The sequence below is a fragment of the Rhodoferax saidenbachensis genome (assembly GCF_031457975.1).
Lineage (GTDB): Bacteria > Pseudomonadota > Gammaproteobacteria > Burkholderiales > Burkholderiaceae_C > Allorhodoferax > Allorhodoferax saidenbachensis_A.
In genome coordinates this window covers 207,362-230,826 of the sequence record NZ_JAVDXO010000007.1, presented here as the reverse complement: position 1 = coordinate 230,826, position 23,465 = coordinate 207,362, and the positions used below count along the sequence as shown (strand labels likewise).

Here is a 23,465-nt window from a genome sequence, read left to right as displayed (position 1 = left end):
GGAACCACCATGACAGAGGTAGTGACCAGCATCAAACGGGTGACCGACATCATGGGAGAAATCTCGGCCGCCAGCAGCGAACAAAGTGCAGGCGTAGCCCAAGTAGGAGAAGCCGTCTCCTCCATGGACCAGACTACGCAGCAGAATGCGGCGCTGGTGGAGGAGATGGCAGCAGCAGCCAGCAGCCTGAAAAGCCAGGCGCAGGACCTGGTGCAGGTGGTGGCAGTGTTCAAGCTGGGGAATTTGATGCCCCAAGCCCCCGCACTGTCCTTTTCCAACACATAAAAACAACGATTTTCCCCGCTACGTAATTCAAATAACTTGAGGAGACATGAAGATGATGAAGACGACGACGTTGGTACTCGCCGCCGCACTCGCCTGCGCTGGAATTTCTGCAAATGCATTCCCTACGGGAAGCATTTCTGCACAGACTTTGCAAGAGTCTGAAATCAACTCGATCACCTTGGGGCTGCTGAAGAAGCATGTGAAATATGCAGAGAGCATTTACCACGATTACTCGGCCAGCATTCCCGGTGCGGGCTACTTCCATTCGGGTGCAGGCAACGAAGACGGTATCCGTACCACTGCCAACTATGCCTATCTGTATGCACTGCTGCTAACGCGTACAACAGACGCATCGTTCAACGGCATTCCCCGCGCAACGGTGCAGGCCCATCTGATCGCCAACCTGAAATACCTCGTGAACACCCACAAGTCGTCGGGCAGCTTCAACACGACATCGGGCGCCAAATGGGGCAAGGTGTGGGAGTCCAGCATGTGGTCTTCGTATGCAGCGCTGGCGGGATGGATGGTGTGGGCCCAGCTGGACACCGACACCCAGAACAAACTGAACCTGCTGGTCAGCGGCGAAGCCGACTTCAAAGCCGCCACCCTGCCCCCTTACGCCGAGTGGAGCGACACCAAGGCAGAAGAAAACGGCTGGGACACCAACATCCTGTCACTGGCCCGCAGCATGCAGCCCAACCACGCCAATGCGGCCAACTGGGACGATATGGCAAAGAGCTACATGATGAACACCTACTCCACGCTGGCGGACAAGTCTGACGCTACGGTGGTGAGCGGCAAGGCCGTGAGCACCTGGGTGCGCGGTGCCAACCTGCACCCCGACCTGACACTGGAAAACCACGGCATCTTTCACCCGGTCTACCAGATGGTCCCCATCAACGAGCTGGGAACCTCCGCCGTCTTCTACAAGATGGGCAACCTGACCCCGCCCGCCGCGGTGGAACACAACATGCTCAACGTGTGGAACAAGGTGCTCAAGAAAATTGCACTGCCGGAGGGCGAATGGATGTACCCCAATGGCGTGGACTGGATGGTGCACGACTACGAACACCTGCCCGCCTACAGCTTTCTGGCCACCTACTTCAAGGATGCGGACGCGACCATGCTGGAAAGCCGCACGCTGGAATACATGCGCGAGCGGTCCAACCTGCAGACTGATGGCAGCTACTTTGGCAGCCTGATCGACATTGGCCCGCGCCGCGAATCCGTGGCCGCCCAGCGGCTGGCAGACGCATTTCTGTACCACGAATTTTTTGGCCCTGGCTCTACTACGCCAAGCACACCCAGCAGCTTTGTCACCGCACAGAGCGGCGTGACGGACTTCAGCTCCACCAATGTGCTGTTGCACCGCAATGCGCAAAAATATTCATCTTTCTCATGGCAAAGCAAGTTCATGGGCTACATCGGCCCCAACCCCTCCACCTACATGAACGAACCCTATGTGCTGGTGCCCTACCAAAAGTCGTTCGTGGGGTACTACAACCTCAACGGAGTGGCCACCAATGTGTCCCACATCACGCACACCAAACAGACTGCGACCAACTGGTTTACCACCGGTGGCGTGCTGTCGGAGAACGCTGGCAAGCTGACCCGCTACCTGTCTTTCACTTCCTTGCCGGACAACGGGTTGGTGGTGTACATGGACAAAGTGGTGGCCAACGCGGCAGTCACCATCGTGCAGGAATACGGCGGCGCGTTTGACTTTGAGCGCGATGCTGCATCGGGCGCGGCGCGCTCGGTGTATTCCACCTCGGGCACCACCAGCATGCCCACGCAGTTCACCGCGTACAGCGGCGACTGGATGAATGTGGATGGCAAGCTGGGCGTGGTGGTCAAAGGTGGCAAGGGCTTTAACTTTGGTTCTAAAGGCATACAGGCTGGCGCCACCAGCTCGCGCATGTATGGGTCGTACTTCACCGGCTCCAAGGCAGCCGCAGCCAATGAAATCATCTCTGACAAGGTGGTGGTGGCCGCGGTTAACCAGACCGCCGCACAGACCGCCCAACTGAGCGCCAATCTGCTGCGCCCCACGGTGGGGTTTGGCTGGTCCGCCTCCATCGTGCAGGACGAGCGCAACTTCCGTTTTTTGGTGGCCAGTAACTTTGATGGCTCTGGGGCCACTTCCATCCAACTGACCAGCAACGAGGGCGCACCGGTGTTGCCGGTGGCATCGCAGGTGACCGGCAGCACAGGCGTTGCCACACTGACGCAGGATGTGCAGAAGTCTCTGCTGCACACGCTGCGCGCTTATGCCAGCGTGGTGGGTGCGGGCACCGTGCAAACGGTCACAGGTGGCCTGTCCAACACCTGCGTGCTAACCAACTCGGGAAGCAGCGCTGTTAGTACCAAGGTCACCATCCTGGGATCGGGCGGCAGCTTTGTGTCGGCCACCACCACCGTCCAGCCAGGCAAGAGTGTGTCGGCCTCCGAACTCAATGGCAGCATTGTGTTCAAGGCGCTGTAGCGTCTAAATACCGTCAAACGTGAGCCATCCTTGGACGAGAGACAAGCGCGGCCTCCTCAGAAACCTGACACTGCGCCAGTTGCGGGTGTTTGAGGCGGTCGCCACCCACTTGAACTACTCGCGGGCGGCAGACTCCATGAGCCTGACACAGCCCGCAGTCTCTATGCAGGTGCAGCAGTTGGAGAGCGAAATCGGTCTGCAATTGCTGGTGAAGACCGGCAAGAAGGTGACGCTGAGCCAAGCGGGCGAGGAAATGCTGCGACAGGCCAGGCGCATCCTTAACCAGGTGCGCATGGCCGAGGAGGCGATTGGGGACTTTCACCCCTCTGAGGCCAACCGGGGTGGGCTGTTGCATCTGGGCTTGGTGTCTTCTGCACACTACTTCGCGCCGGCCCTGCTGATGACCTTTGCGCAAAGCTGGCCGCACGTCAAATTCAAACTGACGGTGGACAAGCGGGAACACATCCTGGCGATGCTGCAAGAGCACCAGCTGGATGTGGCCATCGCGGGCTACCCGCCCTCAGAGGCTGATGTGGAAGCGGAGACCTTTGCCGAAAATCCGCACTGCGTGGTGGCGCAAGCCGAACACCCGCTGGCAAAGCAACGCAACATCGACTGGAATGCGCTGCGTGACGAACCCTTTATCTTCCGCGAGCCGGGTTCGGCCACGCGACAGTTCTTCGAACACATCCTGCAGGCCCAGTCACTGCAGGTGAAGGTGTCCATGGAGCTGTCAGGCAATGAGACCGTCAAACACGCCGTGATGGCGGGCATGGGCATCAGCTTCCTGTCGGCCCACACCTTCCAGCTGGAAATCGAGTCTGGAAGAATCGCCGTGCTGGACATGGAAAACATGCCCAAGCGCCTGGACTGGTGCCTGATCCACCGCCGGGACTCCAGCCTCAGTGGGGTAAGCGGCGCGTTCCGAGATTTTGTACTGGACCGCGGGCGCGAGCTGGTGAAATGCAGAGTCGCTGTGGTGAATGGCGCTTGACGGCCTTGGCTGCAAAAAATATTTAAATATTGAACAAAATCTTGTCAGTCAGAACGTCCCCATAAGCTTTATGCATCATGGGTTTATTTGTTCAGCACGCTTTGAGGTTTCACCCCTCCAAAGCTGGACTCAGCAGAACTGGCGCAATCAGGTTATCCCTAGGTTGTAGGCCAACTATTCTTGGAGTTATTTGCAAATGGTTCAGGTAATTACCCTAGCTGGCTCGTCAACGTAAACCGTAAGTTGTTTTAGATGATGCCCACATGGGAGGCAAATGGTCCGTGAATTTCACATCATCAGAAACTCTGATAGATCTCATAAGAATATTTATCCCTCTCAAGCATCACCAAGCTAGAGTGAAAGGGGTCCCTAGTGCGTAGTTCCTTGGAGTCCATCCGCAATAGAGACAGGCAGGTCACCACAGACCAGATAAACCCAATATTGAGGAGATGATTTATGCCCCCCGTTAGATTCCGCTTTGCGCGCGGTGATTGGAGATTCTTGCTTGCAACAAGCATGATTGGAGTTCTACTTACATTCACTCAATCTGCAAATGCCCAGTCATGGCCCGCCAATCCTAATTGGCAGGCATACAACATGGTCCCCACTTCAAGTTCGGCATGTCCTATAGGTGTACAGAGCACATCGGGAAGTGTGACGAATGCCCCGGCGATTCTTTGCAATAGTGGCGGTGGCATGACATTGACAATGACGGCAGGAGGAGTCGCTCCTCGCGTAGTCCTTGACTATGGAAAGGATGTTGGCGGGATTCCATGGATTGACGTCAGTGCCGTTTCCGGAACTCCGCAGATGAAAGTGGGGTACAGCGAGACCATGCTGTACTTGACCGACGATGGGGGGGACTACCCCCCGTTTCAGGGATTCGGCAACGGTGAAGGTTCACTCAAGCGAGCTAACACCTATGCAGTTTCTTCACCTGGCCTGATTACCAATCGATCCACTCAAGGTGGAGAGCGTTTTCAAGTCATTACGCTCACCACGCCTGGGAGCGTAACGCTCAGAGGCCTTGGCATCAATTACATCGCAGATAGAACGCAAGCCGCCAACTATGGCGGATATTTCATGTCCAGCGACGATGCTCTGAATAAAGTCTGGTACTCAAGTGCATACACCGCGCAACTCAACGCCGTTCCGACCCAGTCCCTACCCGGGAGCTACAGAATCGAAAATGGTTCGTTGAGCGCATGGGGCAGCAACGTCACTGGAGGTTCAGACATCGGTGTATTTACCCCAGGTGTCAATTGGACAGACTACACGATGGCTTTTGATGTCAGTATCGTGAGCCAACAGGCTGGTTGGGCGGTACGCTCACGTGATCCGCAGAATGGGTTGGTATTCCTGCTTAGCTCAGACAGGCTCAGGGCCTTCACAGCGATTGGAAATAACTACACACAAATTGCATCGGTGGCAACGCCATTTCCCCTGGCCGCTGCGACTTGGTACAGCGTTTCCACTGCCGTGAATGGAGCAACCGCAACGGTAAAGATCAACGGCACGCAAGTATTGAGCATTACCTCCAGTGCTTTCAACTCCGGATCTGTCGGTTTTCGCCAATGGGGAACCGAAGAAGCGCGTTTCCGAAATCTGGTAGTTACTACTCCAGGAGGTGCACCGATACTGAACCTGCCATTTAACAATGCATCGCAGCTAGCCAGTTTCCGAATTCCTGGTAGCAACGAGGTTCCTTCCATTCTCGACGGTGCGAAGCGTGATCGGCTGGTTTGGTCTGGTGACCTTGATACGGCGGGTCCAACGATGGCATATACCGTTGGCAACAATGACTACTTGAAGGGATCGCTTCGGCTTTTTGCTACGCGTCAACACACCAGCGGATTCATTGAGGGTGTAGTGCCGTCAACCTATCCGGTCATCAATGCTCCTGGATTGACTAGCGAAACTGGTTGGTACTCAGCCACCTACTCCATGTATGTGGTTCTTGGCCTCTATGACCATTTAATGTTCAGCGGAGACCGTGCTTTCGCATCGTCATTGTGGTCGGCTGTTCAAAAGCAAATGGCGTGGAATGCCACCCGCCTTGATTCCAGAGGACTCTTCATTACCCGCAAAGGAGACGGAGCAGACTGGGACTTTTACGATGCAGAAAAAGTTGGGGCAATTACCGCATACAACGTCATGTACTACCGCACGCTGATGGCTGCTGCAGCTATTGGTGACGCTATTGGTCAGTCGGGTTCTGCGGCAACGTACAGGTCTCAGGCCAGCACCTTGCGCAATGCCATCAACACCTATATGTATGACAGTGCACGTGGAGTCTACCGGGTAAGCGACACAGTGTCGGTTATTGCACAAGACGCGAATGCCCTGGCAGTCTTGGCAGGTGTACCTGCGCCGTCTGAAGTGCCACGAATTCTGGCTACTGTTAAAACAGCACTGTGGACGAATCAGTATGGCCCCATGCCATTCAATGATCCCTTCTGGAAACCGATCATCAGCACCTTCATCAGTGGCTATGAAGCTCAGGCACGCTACCTGGCCAACGACTCTGACAATGCTGAACAGCTGATCCGAACTGTCTTTGGCCGGCTATCCGATCCGCAGAATTTTCAATACACAGGAACAATGTGGGAAAACGTGGCCGCGAACGGTACACCGGGATTGACCAAACAAACTAGCCTTGCGCATGGCTGGGCGACAGGCGCAGTCAGTGCGCTGTCTGGATATGTTCTTGGAATACGCCCCACTGCACCCGGATACGAGAATTGGCTTGTGCAACCGCACCCTGGGACGTTGTCGTGGGCAGTTGGTCAAGCGCCGACACCTTTTGGCCCACTCTCTGTGAAATGGGGTGGTCAACGCGGCAACAGTTTCTCGATGGAAGTATCGGCACCTGCCAGTACCACAGGAACAATTTCCATTCCAGCCAATGGTGTAACCAATCCAACCATCAGCATGAATGGCAATGTCGTCTGGCGCAATGGGAAGTTTATCTCTGGAAGTGGTCCTTCAAATGCGGCGATAGACGGACAGTTCATCAATCTCAATGGAATTCAGCCAGGTACATACACGTTGGGTGTATCACCGGGCTAGTTACTGAGACATCCGCACGGACGGCTCCTGATTCAGGAGCCGTTTTCGTTTCTGTTGATGCCATCTGCCTGCCCCAACTTGGCTAGATCCCTTCTTGTCACAGGACATTACATGATTCTTCACAATCATCGGGAACGCCTGCTCAAATCAATCATGACTCGGTGACAAGCTGCGCCAGAGTTGCCGCTCACAACGTGAAATCGAATCAAGCTGCGCTCAGCAAGCGGCTTAGTTTTGATGAACCTGGTGGTCAGTCCGAGGGGCTCACTCCATCGTGATGTCAGACGGTGCAGGTTGGGGTAGTGGACAGCTGCCGGTCGATTGGTTCGAATCGTGACTTGCCCGTTGCAACTGCTGATGACCCGCTTAGTCGGACTCCATTCTTGATGGCTACCACTTCCGCCATGATGGACAGCGCAATCTCGGCCGGCGTCTTACTGCCGATGTACAGACCCGCAGGCCCATGCAGGCCTTGCAATGCCGATTCGGAAACATCAAAGTGCTCGCGAAGCCGCACCCGGCGCTGGGCAGCATTGCGACGTGAACCAATGGCTCCTACATAGAAAGCATCTGATTGCAGCGCGTCAATCAGCGCCAACTCATCCAGCTTCGGGTCATGGGTCAGGGCCACTACGGCGGTGCGCGCATCGGGGCGCAGACGCTGGATCAAATCGTCTGGCATCTCGTGGCTGAGCACCACACCGTCCAGGCGCCAACTTGCACGGTGTTCCTCGCGCGGATCGCAGACGATCACCTCGAAGCCCAGGCTCAGCGCCATTTGGCACATAAAGCAAGACAAGTCCCCGGCACCGATCAAAATGAGCCGGGTCTGTGGCCCTAGGTAGGTAGTGAGCTGGGTGTCGTCGAGCTCAGGCACGCCATCGCGTTTGCCTTCGCTTAACTCCACGTGGCCGGTGCGCAGGTCCAGCCGCCGCTCGGTGCTGCGACGCTGCTGACAGGCTTGCAACAGCTCGTCCAACCGGCTGTGGCTGGATACCGCCTCCAGCACCAGTTCGACGGTGCCGCCGCATGGCAGGCCGAACCGGTGGGCTTCGTCGGCCGAGATGCCGTAGCGCAGCACGGTGGGCGCCTCGGTCGCACAAACCGTTTGCACGCCGCCTTCGCGGATCAGCTGGATCAGATCGTCCTCGATGCAGCCACCCGACACCGAGCCGACCGTCTCGCCCCGGCCATTGATGGCCATCAGCGAGCCGGGCGGACGGGGTGAGGACCCCCAGGTCCGCGCAACGGTGACGAGTACCACCGGTAGACCGGCCATCTGCCAGCCCAGTGCAGTGCGCAAAACCAGGGTGTCAAGATCTTCCATGGTGTGGCGTCCTCTTTGGGGCAACGGGTCTTGTCAGGCCAGCTTGAATGGCAGATCGCGCACCGGCTTGCCGGTCAGCCGTGCGATGGCATTGGCAAATGTCGGCGCCAGCGGCGGCAGGCCGGGTTCGCCCATGCCGGTGGGCGCATCGGCGCTGGGTACGATATGGACATCGAACGCCGGCATGTCAGTGATGCGCGCCACGGTGAAGTCGCCGAAGTTGCTCTGCTCGACGAAGGCGGTAGCGCTCATGACCCGGCCGCTCTGGCAGTAGCGGCAGCTGAACCGAGAAAGAAAAATACCCAAACGCTGCATGCGGTGTGAAGACTTTCTTCAAAGTGGGGTAATCGTATTTTTCCTGCAGATGGACACGCTTCGGCCAGTACCGGCTGTTCACGCCACCGGCGCCCCGAAGCCGCGGATGCAGGTGGAGATGGGACAGCGGCGTTGCACTTGCCGTCAGACAAAATCGATGTGCTTTCGCAGGGGCAGTTCACGAATGCGTTTTCCCGTGGCATGGAAGATCGCGTTGGCCAGCGCCGGGGCCGCGGGTGGCACGCCGGTTTCACCCACGCCGCGGATCGTTCCGCCGCTCTCCAGCACCTTGACCGCGATCTGAGGCGCCTGCTGCATGCGCAGCACCGGGTAGTTATGGAAGTTGGTCTGCTCGGCGGCGCCCTTGGCGAAGGTGATCTCGCCATAGACCGCGGAGCTGAGCCCGAAGATCACACCCGATTGCAATTGCGCTTCGAGGTTGCGCGGGTCCAACGCCGTGCCCACGTCGACGGCGACGAACACCTTGTCGATCTTCACACCGTCCTTGGTGGTCGTGATCTCGACCACCTGGGCCACCGGCACCCCGCGGCACAGGTGGAAGGCCACCCCTCGGCCACGGCCGGCAGCCAACGGCTGGCCCCAGCCCGACATGGCCGCCACCGCCGACAGCACCTGGCGCGACGGCTCGTGGTTGAGCAGCGCCAGCCGTAAGTTCAGGGGGTCGGCGCCGGCCTGCGCGGCCAGTTCGTCGATGAAGCTCTCGATGAAGAAGCCGTTGAACGAGTTGCCCACCGAGCGCGCATAGGTCACCGGCCGTGCGGCCGGCGTGCGGTAGGCCGTGGCGCGGTAGTTGGCGATGCCGTAGGGCTGGTCGAAAGCGCCTTCGATGATCTTCGCGTCCGGGCCCATGGCCGGCAGGCCAAGGCGGCCGAGACTCGACTCGACCACCGACAGCGAGGCCACTTGCACGTCGAGCGCGTGCACCTGCTTCCCGGCCGTCGTGCCACGGAAACGTGCCACGGCTGCGGGGCGGTAGAAGTCGAGCGTCATGTCTTCTTCGCGGCGCCAGGTCATCTTGACCGGCTTGCCCGTCATCGCCAGAGCCAGCCGCACGGCCTGCACGACGAAGTCCGATTCGAGGCGCCGGCCGAAGCCACCGCCCATCAGCGTGGTGTGCAGGTGCACCTTGCTGGCGTCGAGGCCTGCGACCTTGGCCGCCTGGTCACGCGCCGCCGTGGGGTTCTGCACACCGGCCCAGATGTCGAGCTGGCTGTCGTGCAGCCATGCCACGGCGTTCATTGGCTCCATCGTCGCGTGCGCCAGGAAGGGAACACGGTACTCGGCCTCAAGCCGCGTGCCAGCGGCCAGTGCCTGGTCGACGTTGCCGTCGTCGCGCAGCCGGCTGTCTCGGTTCTTGTCGGTCATCGATGCAACGATGCCGTCGATCATCGCCGCCGTGCTGGCCGGGTAGCCCGGCCCGGCCCAGTCGCACTGCACGGCCTGCGCAGCCTGGAAGGCGCGCCAGGTGTTGTTGGCGATGACGGCGATGCCGCCGGGCAGATCAACCACCTTCACCACGCCGCGCATCGCCTTGGCGGCGGTGGCGTCGAAGCTGACGAGCGCGGCGCCCATCGCCGGGTTCATGCGCACGGTGGCAAACACCATGTCGGGCAGTCGCACGTCGATGCCGAAGGTTGCCGTGCCGGTGCATTTGGCCACCATGTCGACCCGCGGCAATGACTTGCCGAGGTAGCGCCACTGCTCACGCGGTTTCAGCGGTGGGCTGGCCGGCAGGTCGATTACGGCTGCGGCCGGCGCCAGTTCCAAGTAGGTCAAGCGTCGGCCGTCCGGGGCGACGACGTTGCCGCTGTCGGTCTTCAGTTGCGCCGCCGGCAGGTTGAACTTCTGGGCCGCGGCCGCCACCAGCGCGAATCGCGCCGCCGCGCCGGCGACCCGCATCCGGTCGAACAGGTCGGCCACGCTGGAGGAGCCGCCGGTGATCTGCATCGGCAACAACTTGGCCATCACGCCCATGGTGCCGCGCATGGCTTCGGCCGCGTGGCCGTGATCCTGGTCGGCGAAGGGGATGTTGGCTTCCACCAGGGCGCGGTTGTAGTAGGCCGCGCCTGGTGCGCCGTGCTCGACGCGGATGCTGCCCCACGCTACGTCCAGTTCCTCGGCCACCAGTGCCGCGAGCGTGGTGTGGATGCCTTGGCCCATCTCGGCACGTGGGGTAATGAGCGTCACACCATGGCCATCGATGCGCACATAGGGAGTGAGTGCTGTAGCGCCTTGTGGCAGGTCGTCCAGCAGTGGATTGGGCGCTGCCTGCTTGACCTTGTAGACGCCGAAAGCGACGCCTCCGACGACGGCGGCCGAGCCGATCAGGAAGGTGCGGCGAGCGATGGTTGCAAGTTTTCCCATGGTCAGACTCCCTGGACGTGCTTGGCAGCGCCGTGAATGGCCGCGCGAATGCGCGGATAGGCCCCGCAGCGACACAGGTTGCCGGACATGGCGGCGTCGATGTCGGCATCGGTGGGCGCCGGGTTCTTCTGCAGCAGGGCGGCGGCACTCATGATCTGGCCCGACTGGCAGTAGCCGCACTGCGCCACTTGGTGCTCGATCCAGGCCGCCTGCACCGCATGCAAGGTGGTCGGCGTGCCCAGCCCTTCGACGGTGGTAACGGCACCGCTGACCGAGCCGACTGGCGTCACGCACGAGCGCACCGCGGTGCCGTCCACGTGCACGGTGCACGCGCCGCACTGCGCCATGCCGCAACCGAACTTGGTGCCAGGAAGGTTCAGCTCATCGCGCAGTACCCACAGCAGGGGCATCTCGGGCTCGACGTCAATCGAGTGGGACTTTCCGTTGACGGTCAGCTTCATGTCGCCTTCTCTATGGGTGAAATGAAGCGATCGTACGCAGGGCATGGTCCACGCACAATCGCCAATGGCGCCATAGTTGCAGCCAAACGCGCCAACGAACCCGCCGCCTGCTTGGCGCGATCGGCCGTTGCGCTGGCGCGATGCGCAACCTAGACTCGACACATGCCATACGCACGTACCGACGACCTGACAGCACCCAACGACCGCCTCGCCCACGCCCGCACCTTCTCGGTCTGGTCCAGTTGGCGAGTCATGATGCAAGACGCCGGGGTGAACGGCGCCAACGTGCTGCGCCGTGCGAAATTGCCGGGTGACCTGTTCGCACGCGAAAGTGTCCGACTCGACGCCGCAACCTACTTCCGGCTCTGGGACGCCATCGATGAGGAAGCCGGGAACGCCGGCGGCCCGGCGCCGTTGCGCTTTGCGCAGAAGATGTCAACCGACTGGTTCAATCCAGAACTCTTCGTCGCCCTGTGCAGTGAAGACATGAACGGTGCGCTCGACCGCCTCGCCAAATACAAGAGCGGGCCGGTGGCGCTGAAGCTCGAGCGCGACCCACGCCGCACCACAGCCGTGCTGGAGTTCCTCGACCGCGAGCTGACGCCACCACGCGTGCTCGTGGCGTTCAAGCTTGTCTTCCTCGTGCAACTCGCGCGCGTGGGCACGCGCAGCCCGTTGCACCCGCTGCGCGTGGGATGGCCCACACCCGACCTGTCGGCCAGTGATGCGCGCGCCTACGCCACCTGGTTCGGCGTTCCAGTGGAAGACCTGCCCGCGCCCACCGTGGTGTTCGCGGCAGAAGACACGCAGCGCCCGTTCCTCACGGCGAACCATGGCATGTGGAAGTTCTTCGAACCGGCGCTTCGACAGCGCCTGGCCAACCTAGAGAAACACGCTAGCACCGTTGAACGTCTGCGCAGTGCCCTGCTCGAGGCCCTGCCCGCCGGCGAGTTATCCATGCCGAGCGTGTGCAAAAAGCTCGGCGTCAGCAAGCGCACCCTGCAGCGCAGGTTGCAAGAGGAGGGGAGCAGCTTCCAGCAGACGCTCGACGCCCTGCGCAATTCGCTTGCGCACCACTACCTGCACAACTCGGCACTGTCCAGCACGGAGATATCGTTCCTGCTCGGCTTCGAGGACCGCAGCTCCTTCGTGCGGGCGTTCCAAACTTGGACCGGATCGACGCCACGGGCCGTTCGATTGGCGCATTCAAAGGCCGGTGGCGGGTCGAGTCTTCACGCTTGAGAATTCGCGGCCTGCATCTGGACTGCCGAGTAGGTCGGTTGTTGGCCTAATGCGTGAGTTGGGCCGCAGACGGCGCCCCCAACTCAAGGCCGACTTCGTCCAGCGGCGCTTGTTCGCCCAGCAATATGTCTGCATGTTCAGGCAGGGGCATGCGGTGGACAGGAAGAAAATCCTACCGGCGGATTTTTTGCGGCGGACCCCGTCGCGATCGTTTCGGCCGGCGCCGGTCAATGAAGGCCTGAGTGCGCAAACGACAGCACTACGTGTGGGCCATGAAAGCGCCTCACAGTTCAGCCGAGAATTCAAGAAATAGGCCTCTAGTCCCCGTAGAACCTGCGCGAGCAGCTCCTAAATCAGTAGCGACCGCGCAGCATCCTTTCATTCCACCCGTGTAATCCCCGAAGGCTTGAAGCCCAAGTCCGCCGCCTTGCCCTTACGCCCACGTGCAGCACGGGCGTTGTTCAGGCTGCGGATTTCCAGCGTCTCGTCGCGCTCTTTGCCACCGCGGCCAATGCCGTCGATGCGGATGCTGCGGGTATAGGCGGCAGCGCCTGCCAGGGTGTCCTTGGCTTCCAGGTCGATGAGCATCAGGCCGCGGCCGCCCTTCTCCATGGTCTTGAGTTCCGTGATCTCGAACGTGAGGATGCGGCCCAGCGTGGACGCGCAGGCCACGTGGGTGGCGGGCGCCACTACCGCGGCGGCGGTACCCGCCACGGTGACCTTGCCTTGTGCACCGGCCACCAGCGATGGAGCGCACAGGGTTTCGCCCTCGCCCACCCCAACAAAGGCCTTGCCGGCCTTCTGGCGCGAAATCATGTTGTCCACGCTGGCGATGAAGCCGTAGCCGCCCGAGCTGGACAGCAGCAGCGTGGCCGCAGCGGGTCCGGCAAAGTAATGCAGGATTTGCGTGCCGCTTTCCAGTTCGATCAGCGTGGTGACCGGCTGGCCATCGCCACGGCCACCGGGCAGCAGCGATACGGCCACCGAGTAGATGCGTCCGTTGGAGCCAAACACCAAGAGCGTGTCCACACTGCGGCATTCAAACGTGCCGTACAGGCCATCACCGGCCTTGAAGGCGAAGGTGGACGCCTCGTGGCCGTGGCCCGTGCGGGCACGCACCCAGCCTTTTTCACTGATCACCACGGTCACCGGCTCGTCCACCACCTTGACTTCGGCCACGGCCTTTTTCTCGGTCTGAATGAGTGTGCGGCGTGGGTCGGCGAACACCTTGGCGTCAGCCTCAATCTCTTTCACCATGAGGCGGCGCAGTGCAGCGGGGCTGCCCAGAATCTCTTCCAGCTTGCCCTGCTCGGTACGCAACTCAGCCAGCTCTTGCTCGATCTTGATGGCTTCCAACCGCGCGAGTTGGCGCAGGCGGATTTCAAGAATGTCTTCGGCCTGACGGTCGCTCAATTTGAAGCGCTCAATCAGCGCGGCCTTGGGTTCGTCCGACTGGCGAATGATGGCAATCACTTCGTCGATGTTCAGCAGAACGGTCTGCCGACCTTCCAGAATATGGATGCGGTCCAGCACCTTACCCAGGCGGTGGCGGCTGCGCTTCTCAATCGTCGTCTGGCGGAAGCTGATCCATTCAGTCAGCATCTGGCGCAGCGACTTCTGCGTGGGCCGTCCATCCAGCCCCACCATGGTCAGGTTAATCGGCGAGGAGGTCTCCAGGCTGGTGTGGGCCAACAGCGCGGTGATCAGCTCCTGCTGTTCAATGCGGCTGGTCTTGGGCTCGAACACCAGGCGCACCATGGCGTCCTTGTTCGATTCGTCGCGCACCACGTCCAGCACGCTCAGGATGCTGGCCTTGAGCTGGGTTTGCTCTTGCGACAACGCCTTCTTGCCGGCCTTGACCTTGGGGTTGGTCAGCTCTTCGATTTCTTCCAGCACGCGCTGGCTGCTCACGCCGGGCGGCAGCTCGGTCACCACCAGTTGCCACTGGCCGCGCGCCAGGTCTTCAATCTTCCAGCGCGCACGCACCTTGAGGCTGCCGCGACCCGTGCGGTAGGCATCGGCAATGTCTTGCGCGGGGCTGATGATCTGGCCGCCACCGGGGAAGTCTGGGCCGGGGATCAGCGTGTACAGATCGGCATCCGACAACGCGGGCGTCTTGATGAGTGCCACGCAGGCATCGGCAATCTCGCGCAGGTTGTGGCTGGGAATTTCGGTGGCCAGGCCCACGGCAATGCCGCTGGCGCCATTGAGCAGGCTGAACGGCAGGCGTGCGGGCAGTTGGCAGGGCTCTTCGGTAGAGCCATCGTAGTTGGGCTGAAAGTCCACCGTGCCCTGGTCGATTTCTTCGAGCAACAGTGTGGTGATCTTGGCCAGGCGCGCCTCGGTGTAGCGCATGGCCGCGGCGCCGTCACCGTCACGCGATCCAAAGTTGCCCTGGCCATCGACCAGTGGATAGCGCTGCGAAAAGTCTTGCGCCATGCGCACCAGCGCGTCATACGCCGACTGGTCGCCGTGCGGGTGGAAGCGGCCCAGCACATCGCCGACCACGCGGGCGCTTTTCACCGGCTTGGCACCGGCGTTGCCATTGGCGCCGCCAAAACCCAGCCCCATGCGCGACATGCTGTACAGAATGCGGCGCTGCACGGGCTTCAAGCCATCGCATACGTCGGGCAGTGCACGGCCCTTGACGACAGAGAGTGCGTATTCAAGGTAGGCGCGCTGGGCGTAGGTGGCCAGGTTCAGTTCGCTGTCATCGCCAGGGGCGGCGGGTTCGGGGATCAGATCAAGCGTGGTTTGGTCAGTCATGTTTCTTCAGTCAGCTATCGGGGTGTCCGGCGCAGGCGGGCGCAACAGGGGCGCCACCATGTTGCCGCGGCCAACGGCACCGCCCAGGGCCACGCCCTGAGCGCCGGGCGCTTTCAAAATATAGGGATCACGGGCGCCGGCCATCACGTAGCCCTCGCCATAGGTGGCTTTCACGCGGCCAGATGCCGTCTTGTTCACCTGGGCCACGGGCACGGGTTTGAGCGCGGTATACAGCTCGCCCACGGTGGCCACGTAGTTCTGGGTTTCCTTGAAGTTGGGCACCTTGTTGCCCGCGCGCTGTACCGCGCCCTCGCCTGCGTTGTACGAGGCCAGGGCCAAGTCCAGCTTGCCGGGGAACATGTCCATCAGCAGCCGCAGGTAGCGCGTACCCAGGTTGATATTGGTCTTGGGGTCAGTCAGCTTGGACTCCACCGAGCGCCGGCGGTCGCCATCCACGCCAAAGCGGCGCGCCGTGTCTGGCATCACCTGCATGAGGCCAATGGCGCCCTTGGACGAAACCGCGTCGGCATCAAACCCCGACTCGGCAGCCACCAGGGCCTGCAGCAGCTCGTAGTCCACCCGGTAGCGTGCGGCGGCGTCCTTGAGCAGGGGCTGTATCTTGCGATAGCGCGGCGAGGACTCAAAAAACTCGGCCAGCTTGGGGTTCACGCCGGGCGCTGCGGGTGCCACAGGCGCGGTAGCGCCCGGGGCGGCAGACTGCACCGGTGCACGGTAAAACAAGGTGTAGCGCTCGTCCACCTGCTGGTCAGAGAAGTAGCTGCGACCCTGTTCGTCCACCCACACCCAAACGTCCGCCTGGGCATGAAATGAGGCCATAGCCCCCATCAACAGTGCGCAAGCAGCTATTCTTTTCATAGCAATCAGACGTCGATCTCCACCGAGTCGCCATGCAGTTCCATGAGCTCGCGCCGCGCAGCGGCCTCACCCTTGCCCATGAGCTTGGTGATCAGTGATTCCGTCGCGCCAAAGTCGATGGCGCCCAGTGCCACGGGCAGCAGACGGCGGGTGTCGGGGTTCAGCGTGGTGTCCCATAGCTGTTCAGCATTCATTTCACCCAGGCCCTTGAAGCGGCTGATGGACCAGGCGCCTTCGCGCACACCTTCCTTGCGCAGCTTGTCCAGAATGGCGGTGAGTTCGCCTTCGTCCAGCGCATAGGCCTTGCTGGCGGGCTTTTTGCCACGGGCCGGCGCATCCACGCGGAACAACGGCGGGCGCGCCACAAACACGTGGCCGGTCTCGATGAGTTTGGGGAAATGGCGGAAGAACAGGGTCAGCAGCAGCACCTGGATATGCGAGCCGTCCACGTCCGCATCACTCAGGATGCAAACCTTGCCGTAACGCAGGCCGCTCAGGTCTGGCGTGTCGTTGGGGCCATGCGGATCCACGCCGATGGCGACCGAAATGTCGTGGATTTCGGTGTTGGCAAACAGGCGGTCGCGGTCCACCTCCCAGGTGTTGAGCACCTTGCCGCGCAGCGGCAGGATGGCCTGGTTTTCCTTGTCGCGGCCCATCTTGGCGCTGCCGCCAGCAGAGTCGCCCTCCACCAGAAACACTTCGTTGTAGGCAATGTCCTTGCTTTCGCAGTCGGTCAGCTTGCCGGGCAGCACGGCCACGCCGCTGCTCTTGCGCTTCTCCACCTTCTGGCCGGCCTTTTGGCGGGTCTGTGCGGCCTTGATGGCCAGTTCGGCCAGCTTTTTGCCGTAGTCCACGTGCTGGTTCAGCCACAGCTCCAGCGTGGGGCGCACAAAGCTGGACACCAGGCGCACCGCATCGCGCGAGTTCAGACGCTCCTTGATCTGGCCCTGGAACTGCGGGTCCAGCACCTTGGCGCTCAGCACGTAGCTGGCGCGGGCGAACACGTCTTCCGGCATCAGCTTTACGCCTTTGGGCAGCAGGCTGTGCAGCTCGATAAAACTTTTGACCGCGGTAAACAGGCCGTCACGCAGCCCGCTCTCGTGCGTGCCACCGGCGCTGGTCGGGATCAGGTTCACATAGCTCTCGCGCACCGGCGCACCGTCTTCGGTAAAGGCCACGCACCAGCTGGCGCCCTCGCCTTCGGCGAAGTTGTCGCTCTGGCTGTCGGCAAAGCCTTCGCCATCGAACAGTGGGATGACGGGGTCGCCATTCAGGGTTTGCATCAAATAGTCTTTGAGGCCGCCCTTATAGAGCCAGTTCTGGCTGTCCTTGGTTTTTTCGTTCACCAGCGTGACGCTGACGCCAGGCATCAGCACGGCCTTGCTGCGCAGCAGGTGGGTCAGCTCGCCCATGGGCAGCACGGCGGACTCGAAATACTTGGGATCCGGCCAGACGCGCACCGTGGTGCCCTGCTTGCGGTCACCCTCGCCGGCCTTGCGCACTTGCAGGGCCTCGGTCACGTCGCCGCCCTCGAACACGATGTGGGCCACCGAGCCCTCGCGGTAGGTGGTGACTTCCAGCCGTTTGCCCAAGGCGTTGGTGACGGACACGCCCACGCCGTGCAGGCCACCCGAGAAGCTGTAGGCGCCGCCCGAGCCCTTGTCGAACTTACCGCCCGCGTGCAGACGGGTGTAGACCAGTTCGATCACTGGGGCCTTCTCTTCCGGGTGCATGCCAAACGGGATGCCGCGGCCATCGTCCTCAATGCCCACCGAGCCATCGGCATGCAGGGTGACCTTGATTTTTTTGCCGTGCCCGGCCAGCGCCTCGTCGGCGGCGTTGTCCAGGACTTCCTGGATGACGTGCAAGGGGTTGTCGGTGCGGGTGTACATGCCCGGGCGCTGTTTCACAGGCTCCAGGCCCTTGAGCACGCGGATCGACGCTTCGGAATATTCGGGGGTTGGTTTCACTGCCATAGCCTTCCATTGTAGTGCGGGGGATTGAATTACCTGTATATGCATACAGAAATACCGATCCTTTACCCACCCCTTCTGTCACTGCGGCTTCAGCAACGGCCCGGCAAACTGGCTACAGTGCACGGATGACACAACCCAGCAAACCGCTTTCCATCGCCCAGGTTCTGGCCTGCGGCGCCACCATCGTCACCCTGTCCATGGGCATACGCCATGGCTTTGGCCTGTGGCTGCAGCCCATCACCCAAGCCCAGGGCTGGACGCGAGAGACCTTCGCCTTCGCCATTGCCATCCAGAACCTGACCTGGGGATTGACCGGCATCTTTGCTGGCATGGCAGCCGACCGGTTTGGCGCCTTCCGCGTGATCCTGGTGGGTGCTGTGCTGTACGCGCTCGGGCTGGTGGGCATGGCCTACGCCAGCACCCCGCTGCTGTTCACCCTGGCCAGCGGCGTGCTGATTGGCACGGCCCAGGCCGGCACCACCTATGCTGTGATTTATGGCGTGATTGGCCGCAATGTGTCGGCCGACAAGCGCTCTTGGGCCATGGGGGTGGCTGCCGCCGCGGGCTCTTTCGGCCAGTTTTTGATGGTACCGACCGAGGGCTTCTTGATCGGCCACATGGGCTGGCAAGAGGCACTGGTGATCCTGGGCGCGGCGCCCTTGCTCATGATTCCACTGGCCTGGGGTTTGAAAGAACCCGGCTTTGTAGGCAATACCGCCCCCAAACGTGAGCAATCCATCGTCCAAGCCCTGCGCGAGGCCTTCAAGTACCCCAGCTTCCAGCTGCTGATGGCGGGCTACTTTGTTTGCGGCTTCCAGGTGGTGTTCATTGGCGTGCACATGCCCAGCTACCTGAAAGACAAGGGCCTCTCGCCCCAGGTGGCCAGCTACGCGCTGGCGCTGATTGGCCTGTTCAATGTGTTTGGCACCTACGCCGCAGGCGTGCTGGGCCAGAAAATGCCCAAGAAAAACATCCTCGCTTTCATTTACCTCGCACGTGCCGTCGCCATCAGCGTGTTTCTGCTCGTGCCCTTAACACCCGCCAGCGTTTACGTGTTTTCTTCTGTCATGGGCCTGCTGTGGCTGTCCACCATTCCGCCCACCAATGCCACGGTGGCGCAGATTTTTGGTGTGGCGCACCTGTCCATGCTGGGCGGTTTTGTGTTCTTCAGCCACCAGATCGGTTCCTTCATGGGCGTGTGGTTGGGTGGATTTTTGTACGACAAGACCGGCAGCTACGACATCGTCTGGTACATCGCCATCGCATTGGGCGTGTTTGCGGCGCTGGTGAACCTGCCGGTGCGCGAAGCCCCCATCCAGCGCGTGGCACCAGCCGCCGCCTAAGTCTCACTGCGATGCGCCCATCCGCCCGCCTTGCCGTCGGAACCATCGCCCTGCTGGCGCTGACGGGGGTCTTCTATTTGTATACCCAGCCCGACTTTCTGGTCCAGTTGGCCAACCAGGTCTGGGCCTGTTTTTAATCAACACAACATGGCCGATAGCCTGAACACCACCATCATCACCGGCGCCTCCGACGGCATTGGCGCCGAAATGGCGCGTCAGCTGGCCCGCCAGCACGGCGCCAAAGCGGCGCTGGTGCTGGCTGCACGCAACGCCGAATTGCTCAACACCGTGGCCCTGCAATGCACCGCGCTGGGTGCCCAAGTGCTGGTGGTCCCCACCGATGTGTCGGTAGAAGCCCAATGCCGCCACCTGGTGGAGCAGACCGTGGAGCGTTTTGGCCGAGTGGACGCACTGGTCAACAACGCGGGCATCTCGGCCCAGGCCCTGTTCAGCGACGTGAAGGCGGAAGACCTGGGCTGGTATGAGCAACTCATGCGCATCAACCTGTGGGGTAGCGTGTGGTGCACCCATGCCGCCCTGCCACATCTCAAAGCCAGCCAGGGCCATATCGTGGCCGTGTCGTCGCTGGCCGGATTGGTGGGTGTACCGGGGCGCACCGCCTATAGCGCGTCCAAATTCGCCATGGCAGGTTTCTTTGAGGCGCTGCGCACCGAGTTGCGCGGCGCTGGCGTGAGTGTGACCACCGCCTACCCCGGCGTGGTGCTCACCAATATCCGCAGCCGGGGCCTGAACGCGACCGGCCAGGCCGCAGGCTCCAGCGGCTTGAAAGAAGATGACGCGATGACGGTGGAAGAATGCGCGCGGCTGATTCTGGACGGAATGGCCAGTCGCCAGCGTGAAGTGGTGATGACCACCAAGGGCAAGCTGGGCCGCTTTGTGAAGCTGCTGCTGCCCGGCCTCGTGGAGAAGATGGCGCTGGCGGCCCTCAAAGACCACGTCAAACCGCAATGACGCCGGAGATAGCCGAACACGGCAGCCTCAGCGCTTCACCTTGGGTCCAACGCTGGAGCCATCTGCTGGCCGCGAACGCAACAGTGCTGGACGTGGCCTGCGGCGCGGGCCGACACCTGGAGTGGTTTCTCCGACGGGGCCACGCCGTCACCGGCATAGACCGCGACATCAGCGTGGCAGCGCAGCGCGTTCCCCACACCACCTTGATTCAGGCTGACATCGAAAATGCGCCTTGGCCTCTGGTACGAGGCCAACAACCCCAGCAATTTGGCGCCGTCGTGGTCACCAATTACCTGTGGCGGGCCCTCCTGCCCACACTGGTGGCCAGCGTGGCACCCGGCGGTGTGCTGCTGTACGAGACATTTGCCGCTGGTAACGAGACCGTTGGGCGGCCGAGCCGGCCCGACTTCCTGCTTCAGCCTGGCGAATTGCTCCGCGCCTGCGCGGGTTTGCAAGTGGTGGCCTATGAAAACGGCTACCTCGACCAGCCGCCGCGGTTCGTTCAACGTATCGCGGCCGTACACAGCCCATTACCCAGCTTTACCCCCGAGACATCCGGGGCTCTGCCGGGCCGCTACACACTCTAGTTAAAATGCCCGTTTACTGAACCATCCACACGACATGAACGCTTCTACAGGTCCGATCCGGGGCAGCATCGTAGCCCTCATTACCCCGATGCTCGACGATGGCTCCGTGGACTACCCCGCGCTGCGCAAGTTGATCGACTGGCACATTGCCGAAGGCACCGACTGCATTGGCGTGGTCGGCACCACCGGCGAGTCCCCCACCGTGAGCGTGGAAGAGCATTGCGAAATCATCCGCGTGTCCGTCGAGCAGGCGGCTGGTCGCGTGCCCATCATGGCAGGTTGCGGTGGCAACTCCACGCGCGAAGCCATTGCCTTGGCCAAATTTGCCAAGGGCGTGGGCGCGGATTGCCAGCTGCAAGTCGTCCCTTACTACAACAAACCTACACAAGAAGGCCAGTTCCAGCACTTCAAGGCGATTGCCGAAGCCACTGGCGACCTGCCCATCGTTCTGTACAACGTGCCCGGCCGCTCAGTCGCCGATATGGCCCATGACACCGTGCTGCGTCTGGCAGAAGTGCCCGGCATCATCGGTATCAAGGAAGCGACCGGCAACATCGAACGTGCGCAGTGGCTGATCAAGGAAGCTCCCAAGCATTTCTCCATCTATTCGGGCGATGACCCCACCGCCGTGGCTTTGATGCTGTGTGGTGGCCATGGCAACGTGAGCGTGACCGCCAACGTGGCGCCCCGCCTGATGCATGAGCTGTGCGTGGCCGCGATTGCTGGCAATGTGGCCCGCGCCATGGAAATTCAGCTGCAACTTCTGCCCCTGCACAAGGCGCTGTTTGTCGAATCCAACCCCATCCCCGTGAAGTGGGCCGTGGCCCGCATGGGCCTTTCCGAACAGGCCCTGCGCCTGCCTTTGACCCAGCTCACGGCGGCCAATCAGCCTGTCGTGGAGAAGGTACTCCAAGCCGCCGGACTGATTTAAGTCTCCCTTACCGTTCTAGGACATTCGTGAATTCCACTTCCAAAGTTTTTCTGCTGGCTGCGGCCGTCGCGCTGGGGGGCTGCTCGGCCCTGGAATCCGACAAGGTTGACTACCGCAGCACGGCCAAAGCGCCTTCGCTGGACATTCCACCGGACTTGACCCAGTTGTCCAAAGACACCCGCTACACCGTGATCGGCGGTGCCGTATCCGCCTCCGGCTACCAGGCCAACCAGGCCGCCACCAACAAGGCGCCTATTGCGGCACTCGCGGTGGGTGATGTGCGGATTGAGCGTGCAGGCAATCAGCGCTGGCTGGTGGTCAATCGCCCTGCCGAAAAACTATGGGAACCGGTGAAAGACTTTTGGCAGGAAAACGGCTTTCTGCTGGCCATGGACCAAAGCAATCTCGGCATCATGGAAACCGACTGGGCCGAGAACCGCGCCAAGATTCCGCAAGATCTGATCCGCGCCACACTGGGCAAGCTGCTGGACTCGCTGTACTCGACCGGCGAACGCGACAAATTTCGCACCCGTATTGAACGAGATGCCAACGGCAATAGCGAGATTTTTATCAGCCACCGCGGCATGCAAGAGGTTTACACCAACACGGGCGCAACCGCTACAGGCGACAAGCAGACTATGTGGCAACCACGCCCTGCCGACCCGGAACTCGAGGCAGAGTTTCTGCGCCGCCTGATGGTCAAGCTTGGCATGACTCCGGAACAAGCAAAGGCCCAAGTTGCTGCCAGTACCGCCAAGCCCACAGCCACCGTGAGCACCGTGAACGGCCAACCCGCTGTCTTGCTGGAAGAAGGATTTGATCGCGCCTGGCGTCGCGTCGGCCTGGCGCTGGACCGCACGGGCTTCACTGTGGAAGACCGGGACCGTAAACAGGGCATTTACTTTGTGCGCTATGTGGCGGCCACCTCGGAAAATTCAGAACCCGGATTCTTTAGCAAACTGTTCAGCGGCTCTGGCAAAACCGCCCCACCCGCCAAGTACCAGATCGCCGTGCGCAGCCAGGGTGAGAGTTCCACCGTGAATGTGCTGGATGCCGCTGGGGCACCAGAAACCTCTGCCGTCGCCCAACGCATCGTCAAAGTGATTGCTGACGATATCAAGTGATCCTACCTAGGCTGCTTTGGGCAGCATAGGGATGAAAAAAAACCACCTTGCGGTGGTTTTTTTTCATCTGCAAGCAGATTATTGCTTTGCTGGCTCGGAAGCAGCAGCGGCTGCAGGAGCAGCAGCAGGAGCTTCAGCAGCAGGAGCTGCAGCGGGTGCAGGAGCAGCAGCTGCGGGAGCAGCAGCAGGAGCTTCTTCTTTTTTACCGCAAGCAGCCAGGGCAGCGGCAGCGATCACGGCTGCCAAAACGAGAGATTTGTTCATTTTTAAAAACTAAGTGAGTTAACGAAACAATTTCCGGAAATTGTCTAACCAGCAAGCCGGCCA

Annotated in this window: 17 protein-coding genes and 2 pseudogenes; 12 read left to right on the top strand and 7 right to left on the bottom strand. The window is 61.1% G+C overall.

Features of this window, described 5'->3' with window-relative positions:
* The 4 genes and pseudogenes from J2X15_RS15625 to J2X15_RS15610 all read left to right on the top strand — a co-directional run.
* Positions 1 to 285, top strand: a pseudogene (locus J2X15_RS15625) (methyl-accepting chemotaxis protein); the annotation flags it as partial.
* Between the two features lie 52 nt (positions 286 to 337).
* On the top strand, positions 338 to 2,770 hold the full coding sequence (locus J2X15_RS15620) for a hypothetical protein (RefSeq protein WP_310344378.1): 2,433 nt from the start codon (positions 338 to 340) through the stop codon (positions 2,768 to 2,770).
* 19 nt (positions 2,771 to 2,789) lie between these two features.
* On the top strand, positions 2,790 to 3,764 hold the full coding sequence (locus J2X15_RS15615) for a LysR family transcriptional regulator (RefSeq protein ID WP_310344377.1): 975 nt from the start codon (positions 2,790 to 2,792) through the stop codon (positions 3,762 to 3,764).
* Between the two features lie 696 nt (positions 3,765 to 4,460).
* Positions 4,461 to 6,833 (top strand): alpha-L-rhamnosidase-related protein, encoded by a 2,373-nt coding sequence (locus tag J2X15_RS15610; protein ID WP_310344375.1) that lies wholly within the window; start codon positions 4,461 to 4,463, stop codon positions 6,831 to 6,833.
* Positions 6,834 to 7,113: 280 nt separating this feature from the next.
* On the opposite strand, the gene J2X15_RS15605 is transcribed toward J2X15_RS15610, so the two are convergent.
* The 4 genes and pseudogenes from J2X15_RS15605 to J2X15_RS15590 form a co-directional block, all read right to left on the bottom strand.
* Positions 7,114 to 8,160, bottom strand: a complete 1,047-nt coding sequence (locus J2X15_RS15605; protein ID WP_310344373.1) for an XdhC family protein — start codon at positions 8,158 to 8,160, stop codon at positions 7,114 to 7,116.
* 33 nt (positions 8,161 to 8,193) lie between these two features.
* Positions 8,194 to 8,394, bottom strand: a pseudogene (locus J2X15_RS15600) (hypothetical protein); the annotation flags it as partial.
* A 225-nt stretch (positions 8,395 to 8,619) separates the two neighbouring features.
* A complete protein-coding gene (locus tag J2X15_RS15595) occupies positions 8,620 to 10,860 on the bottom strand; it encodes a xanthine dehydrogenase family protein molybdopterin-binding subunit (protein WP_310344371.1) in 2,241 nt (746 codons plus the stop codon).
* A 2-nt stretch (positions 10,861 to 10,862) separates the two neighbouring features.
* Entirely contained in the window at positions 10,863 to 11,366 is a 504-nt protein-coding gene (locus tag J2X15_RS15590; protein WP_310344369.1) for a (2Fe-2S)-binding protein, read from the bottom strand.
* Between the two features lie 117 nt (positions 11,367 to 11,483).
* Between J2X15_RS15590 and J2X15_RS15585 the strand changes: the two genes are divergently transcribed.
* Complete coding sequence (locus J2X15_RS15585; protein WP_310344367.1) at positions 11,484 to 12,563, top strand: AraC family transcriptional regulator; 1,080 nt, start codon at positions 11,484 to 11,486, stop codon at positions 12,561 to 12,563.
* Positions 12,564 to 12,941: 378 nt separating this feature from the next.
* Here the strand turns inward: J2X15_RS15585 and parC are convergent, their stop codons facing one another.
* Genes parC through J2X15_RS15570 form a run of 3 tightly spaced genes read right to left on the bottom strand, consistent with a single transcriptional unit; the run spans position 12,942 to position 18,181 of the window.
* A complete protein-coding gene (gene parC / locus J2X15_RS15580) occupies positions 12,942 to 15,329 on the bottom strand; it encodes a DNA topoisomerase IV subunit A (RefSeq protein WP_310344364.1) in 2,388 nt (795 codons plus the stop codon).
* A gap of 6 nt (positions 15,330 to 15,335) precedes the next feature.
* Positions 15,336 to 16,166 carry a lytic transglycosylase domain-containing protein gene (locus tag J2X15_RS15575; protein ID WP_310344362.1) on the bottom strand — a complete coding sequence of 277 codons (831 nt, stop codon included), beginning with the start codon at positions 16,164 to 16,166 and terminating at the stop codon, positions 15,336 to 15,338.
* Between the two features lie 44 nt (positions 16,167 to 16,210).
* A complete protein-coding gene (locus tag J2X15_RS15570) occupies positions 16,211 to 18,181 on the bottom strand; it encodes a DNA topoisomerase IV subunit B (protein WP_310344360.1) in 1,971 nt (656 codons plus the stop codon).
* A gap of 125 nt (positions 18,182 to 18,306) precedes the next feature.
* Between J2X15_RS15570 and J2X15_RS15565 the strand changes: the two genes are divergently transcribed.
* From J2X15_RS15565 to J2X15_RS15535, 7 genes are read left to right on the top strand one after another with little or no spacing between them, the layout of a single operon-like run.
* A complete protein-coding gene (locus J2X15_RS15565) occupies positions 18,307 to 19,524 on the top strand; it encodes an MFS transporter (RefSeq protein WP_310344358.1) in 1,218 nt (405 codons plus the stop codon).
* 11 nt (positions 19,525 to 19,535) lie between these two features.
* On the top strand, positions 19,536 to 19,661 hold the full coding sequence (locus tag J2X15_RS15560; protein WP_310344356.1) for a hypothetical protein: 126 nt from the start codon (positions 19,536 to 19,538) through the stop codon (positions 19,659 to 19,661).
* A gap of 22 nt (positions 19,662 to 19,683) precedes the next feature.
* On the top strand, positions 19,684 to 20,496 hold the full coding sequence (locus J2X15_RS15555) for an SDR family oxidoreductase (protein WP_310344392.1): 813 nt from the start codon (positions 19,684 to 19,686) through the stop codon (positions 20,494 to 20,496).
* A complete protein-coding gene (locus J2X15_RS15550; RefSeq protein WP_310344354.1) occupies positions 20,493 to 21,083 on the top strand; it encodes a class I SAM-dependent methyltransferase in 591 nt (196 codons plus the stop codon). Before J2X15_RS15555 ends, J2X15_RS15550 begins: the two co-directional genes overlap by 4 nt.
* A 34-nt stretch (positions 21,084 to 21,117) precedes the next feature.
* Positions 21,118 to 22,014, top strand: a complete 897-nt coding sequence (gene dapA, locus J2X15_RS15545; protein ID WP_310344352.1) for a 4-hydroxy-tetrahydrodipicolinate synthase — start codon at positions 21,118 to 21,120, stop codon at positions 22,012 to 22,014.
* Between the two features lie 26 nt (positions 22,015 to 22,040).
* A complete protein-coding gene (gene bamC, locus J2X15_RS15540; RefSeq protein WP_310344350.1) occupies positions 22,041 to 23,138 on the top strand; it encodes an outer membrane protein assembly factor BamC in 1,098 nt (365 codons plus the stop codon).
* Positions 23,139 to 23,169: 31 nt separating this feature from the next.
* Complete coding sequence (locus J2X15_RS15535) at positions 23,170 to 23,415, top strand: hypothetical protein (RefSeq protein WP_310344349.1); 246 nt, start codon at positions 23,170 to 23,172, stop codon at positions 23,413 to 23,415.
* Positions 23,416 to 23,465: the final 50 nt, after the last annotated feature.

Coding starts and splice junctions, on each gene's coding strand:
- J2X15_RS15565 (WP_310344358.1), top strand. CDS start 18,307: ATGACACAACCCAGCAAACCGCTTTCCATCGCCCAGGTTCTGGCCTGC.
- J2X15_RS15560 (WP_310344356.1), top strand. CDS start 19,536: ATGCGCCCATCCGCCCGCCTTGCCGTCGGAACCATCGCCCTGCTGGCG.
- J2X15_RS15595 (WP_310344371.1), bottom strand. CDS start 10,860: ATGGGAAAACTTGCAACCATCGCTCGCCGCACCTTCCTGATCGGCTCG.
- J2X15_RS15535 (WP_310344349.1), top strand. CDS start 23,170: ATGAAAAAAAACCACCTTGCGGTGGTTTTTTTTCATCTGCAAGCAGAT.
- J2X15_RS15610 (WP_310344375.1), top strand. CDS start 4,461: ATGACATTGACAATGACGGCAGGAGGAGTCGCTCCTCGCGTAGTCCTT.
- J2X15_RS15605 (WP_310344373.1), bottom strand. CDS start 8,160: ATGGAAGATCTTGACACCCTGGTTTTGCGCACTGCACTGGGCTGGCAG.
- J2X15_RS15620 (WP_310344378.1), top strand. CDS start 338: ATGATGAAGACGACGACGTTGGTACTCGCCGCCGCACTCGCCTGCGCT.
- J2X15_RS15550 (WP_310344354.1), top strand. CDS start 20,493: ATGACGCCGGAGATAGCCGAACACGGCAGCCTCAGCGCTTCACCTTGG.
- parC (WP_310344364.1), bottom strand. CDS start 15,329: ATGACTGACCAAACCACGCTTGATCTGATCCCCGAACCCGCCGCCCCT.
- J2X15_RS15585 (WP_310344367.1), top strand. CDS start 11,484: ATGCCATACGCACGTACCGACGACCTGACAGCACCCAACGACCGCCTC.
- J2X15_RS15570 (WP_310344360.1), bottom strand. CDS start 18,181: ATGGCAGTGAAACCAACCCCCGAATATTCCGAAGCGTCGATCCGCGTG.
- dapA (WP_310344352.1), top strand. CDS start 21,118: ATGAACGCTTCTACAGGTCCGATCCGGGGCAGCATCGTAGCCCTCATT.
- J2X15_RS15590 (WP_310344369.1), bottom strand. CDS start 11,366: ATGCCCTGCGTACGATCGCTTCATTTCACCCATAGAGAAGGCGACATG.
- J2X15_RS15575 (WP_310344362.1), bottom strand. CDS start 16,166: ATGGCCTCATTTCATGCCCAGGCGGACGTTTGGGTGTGGGTGGACGAA.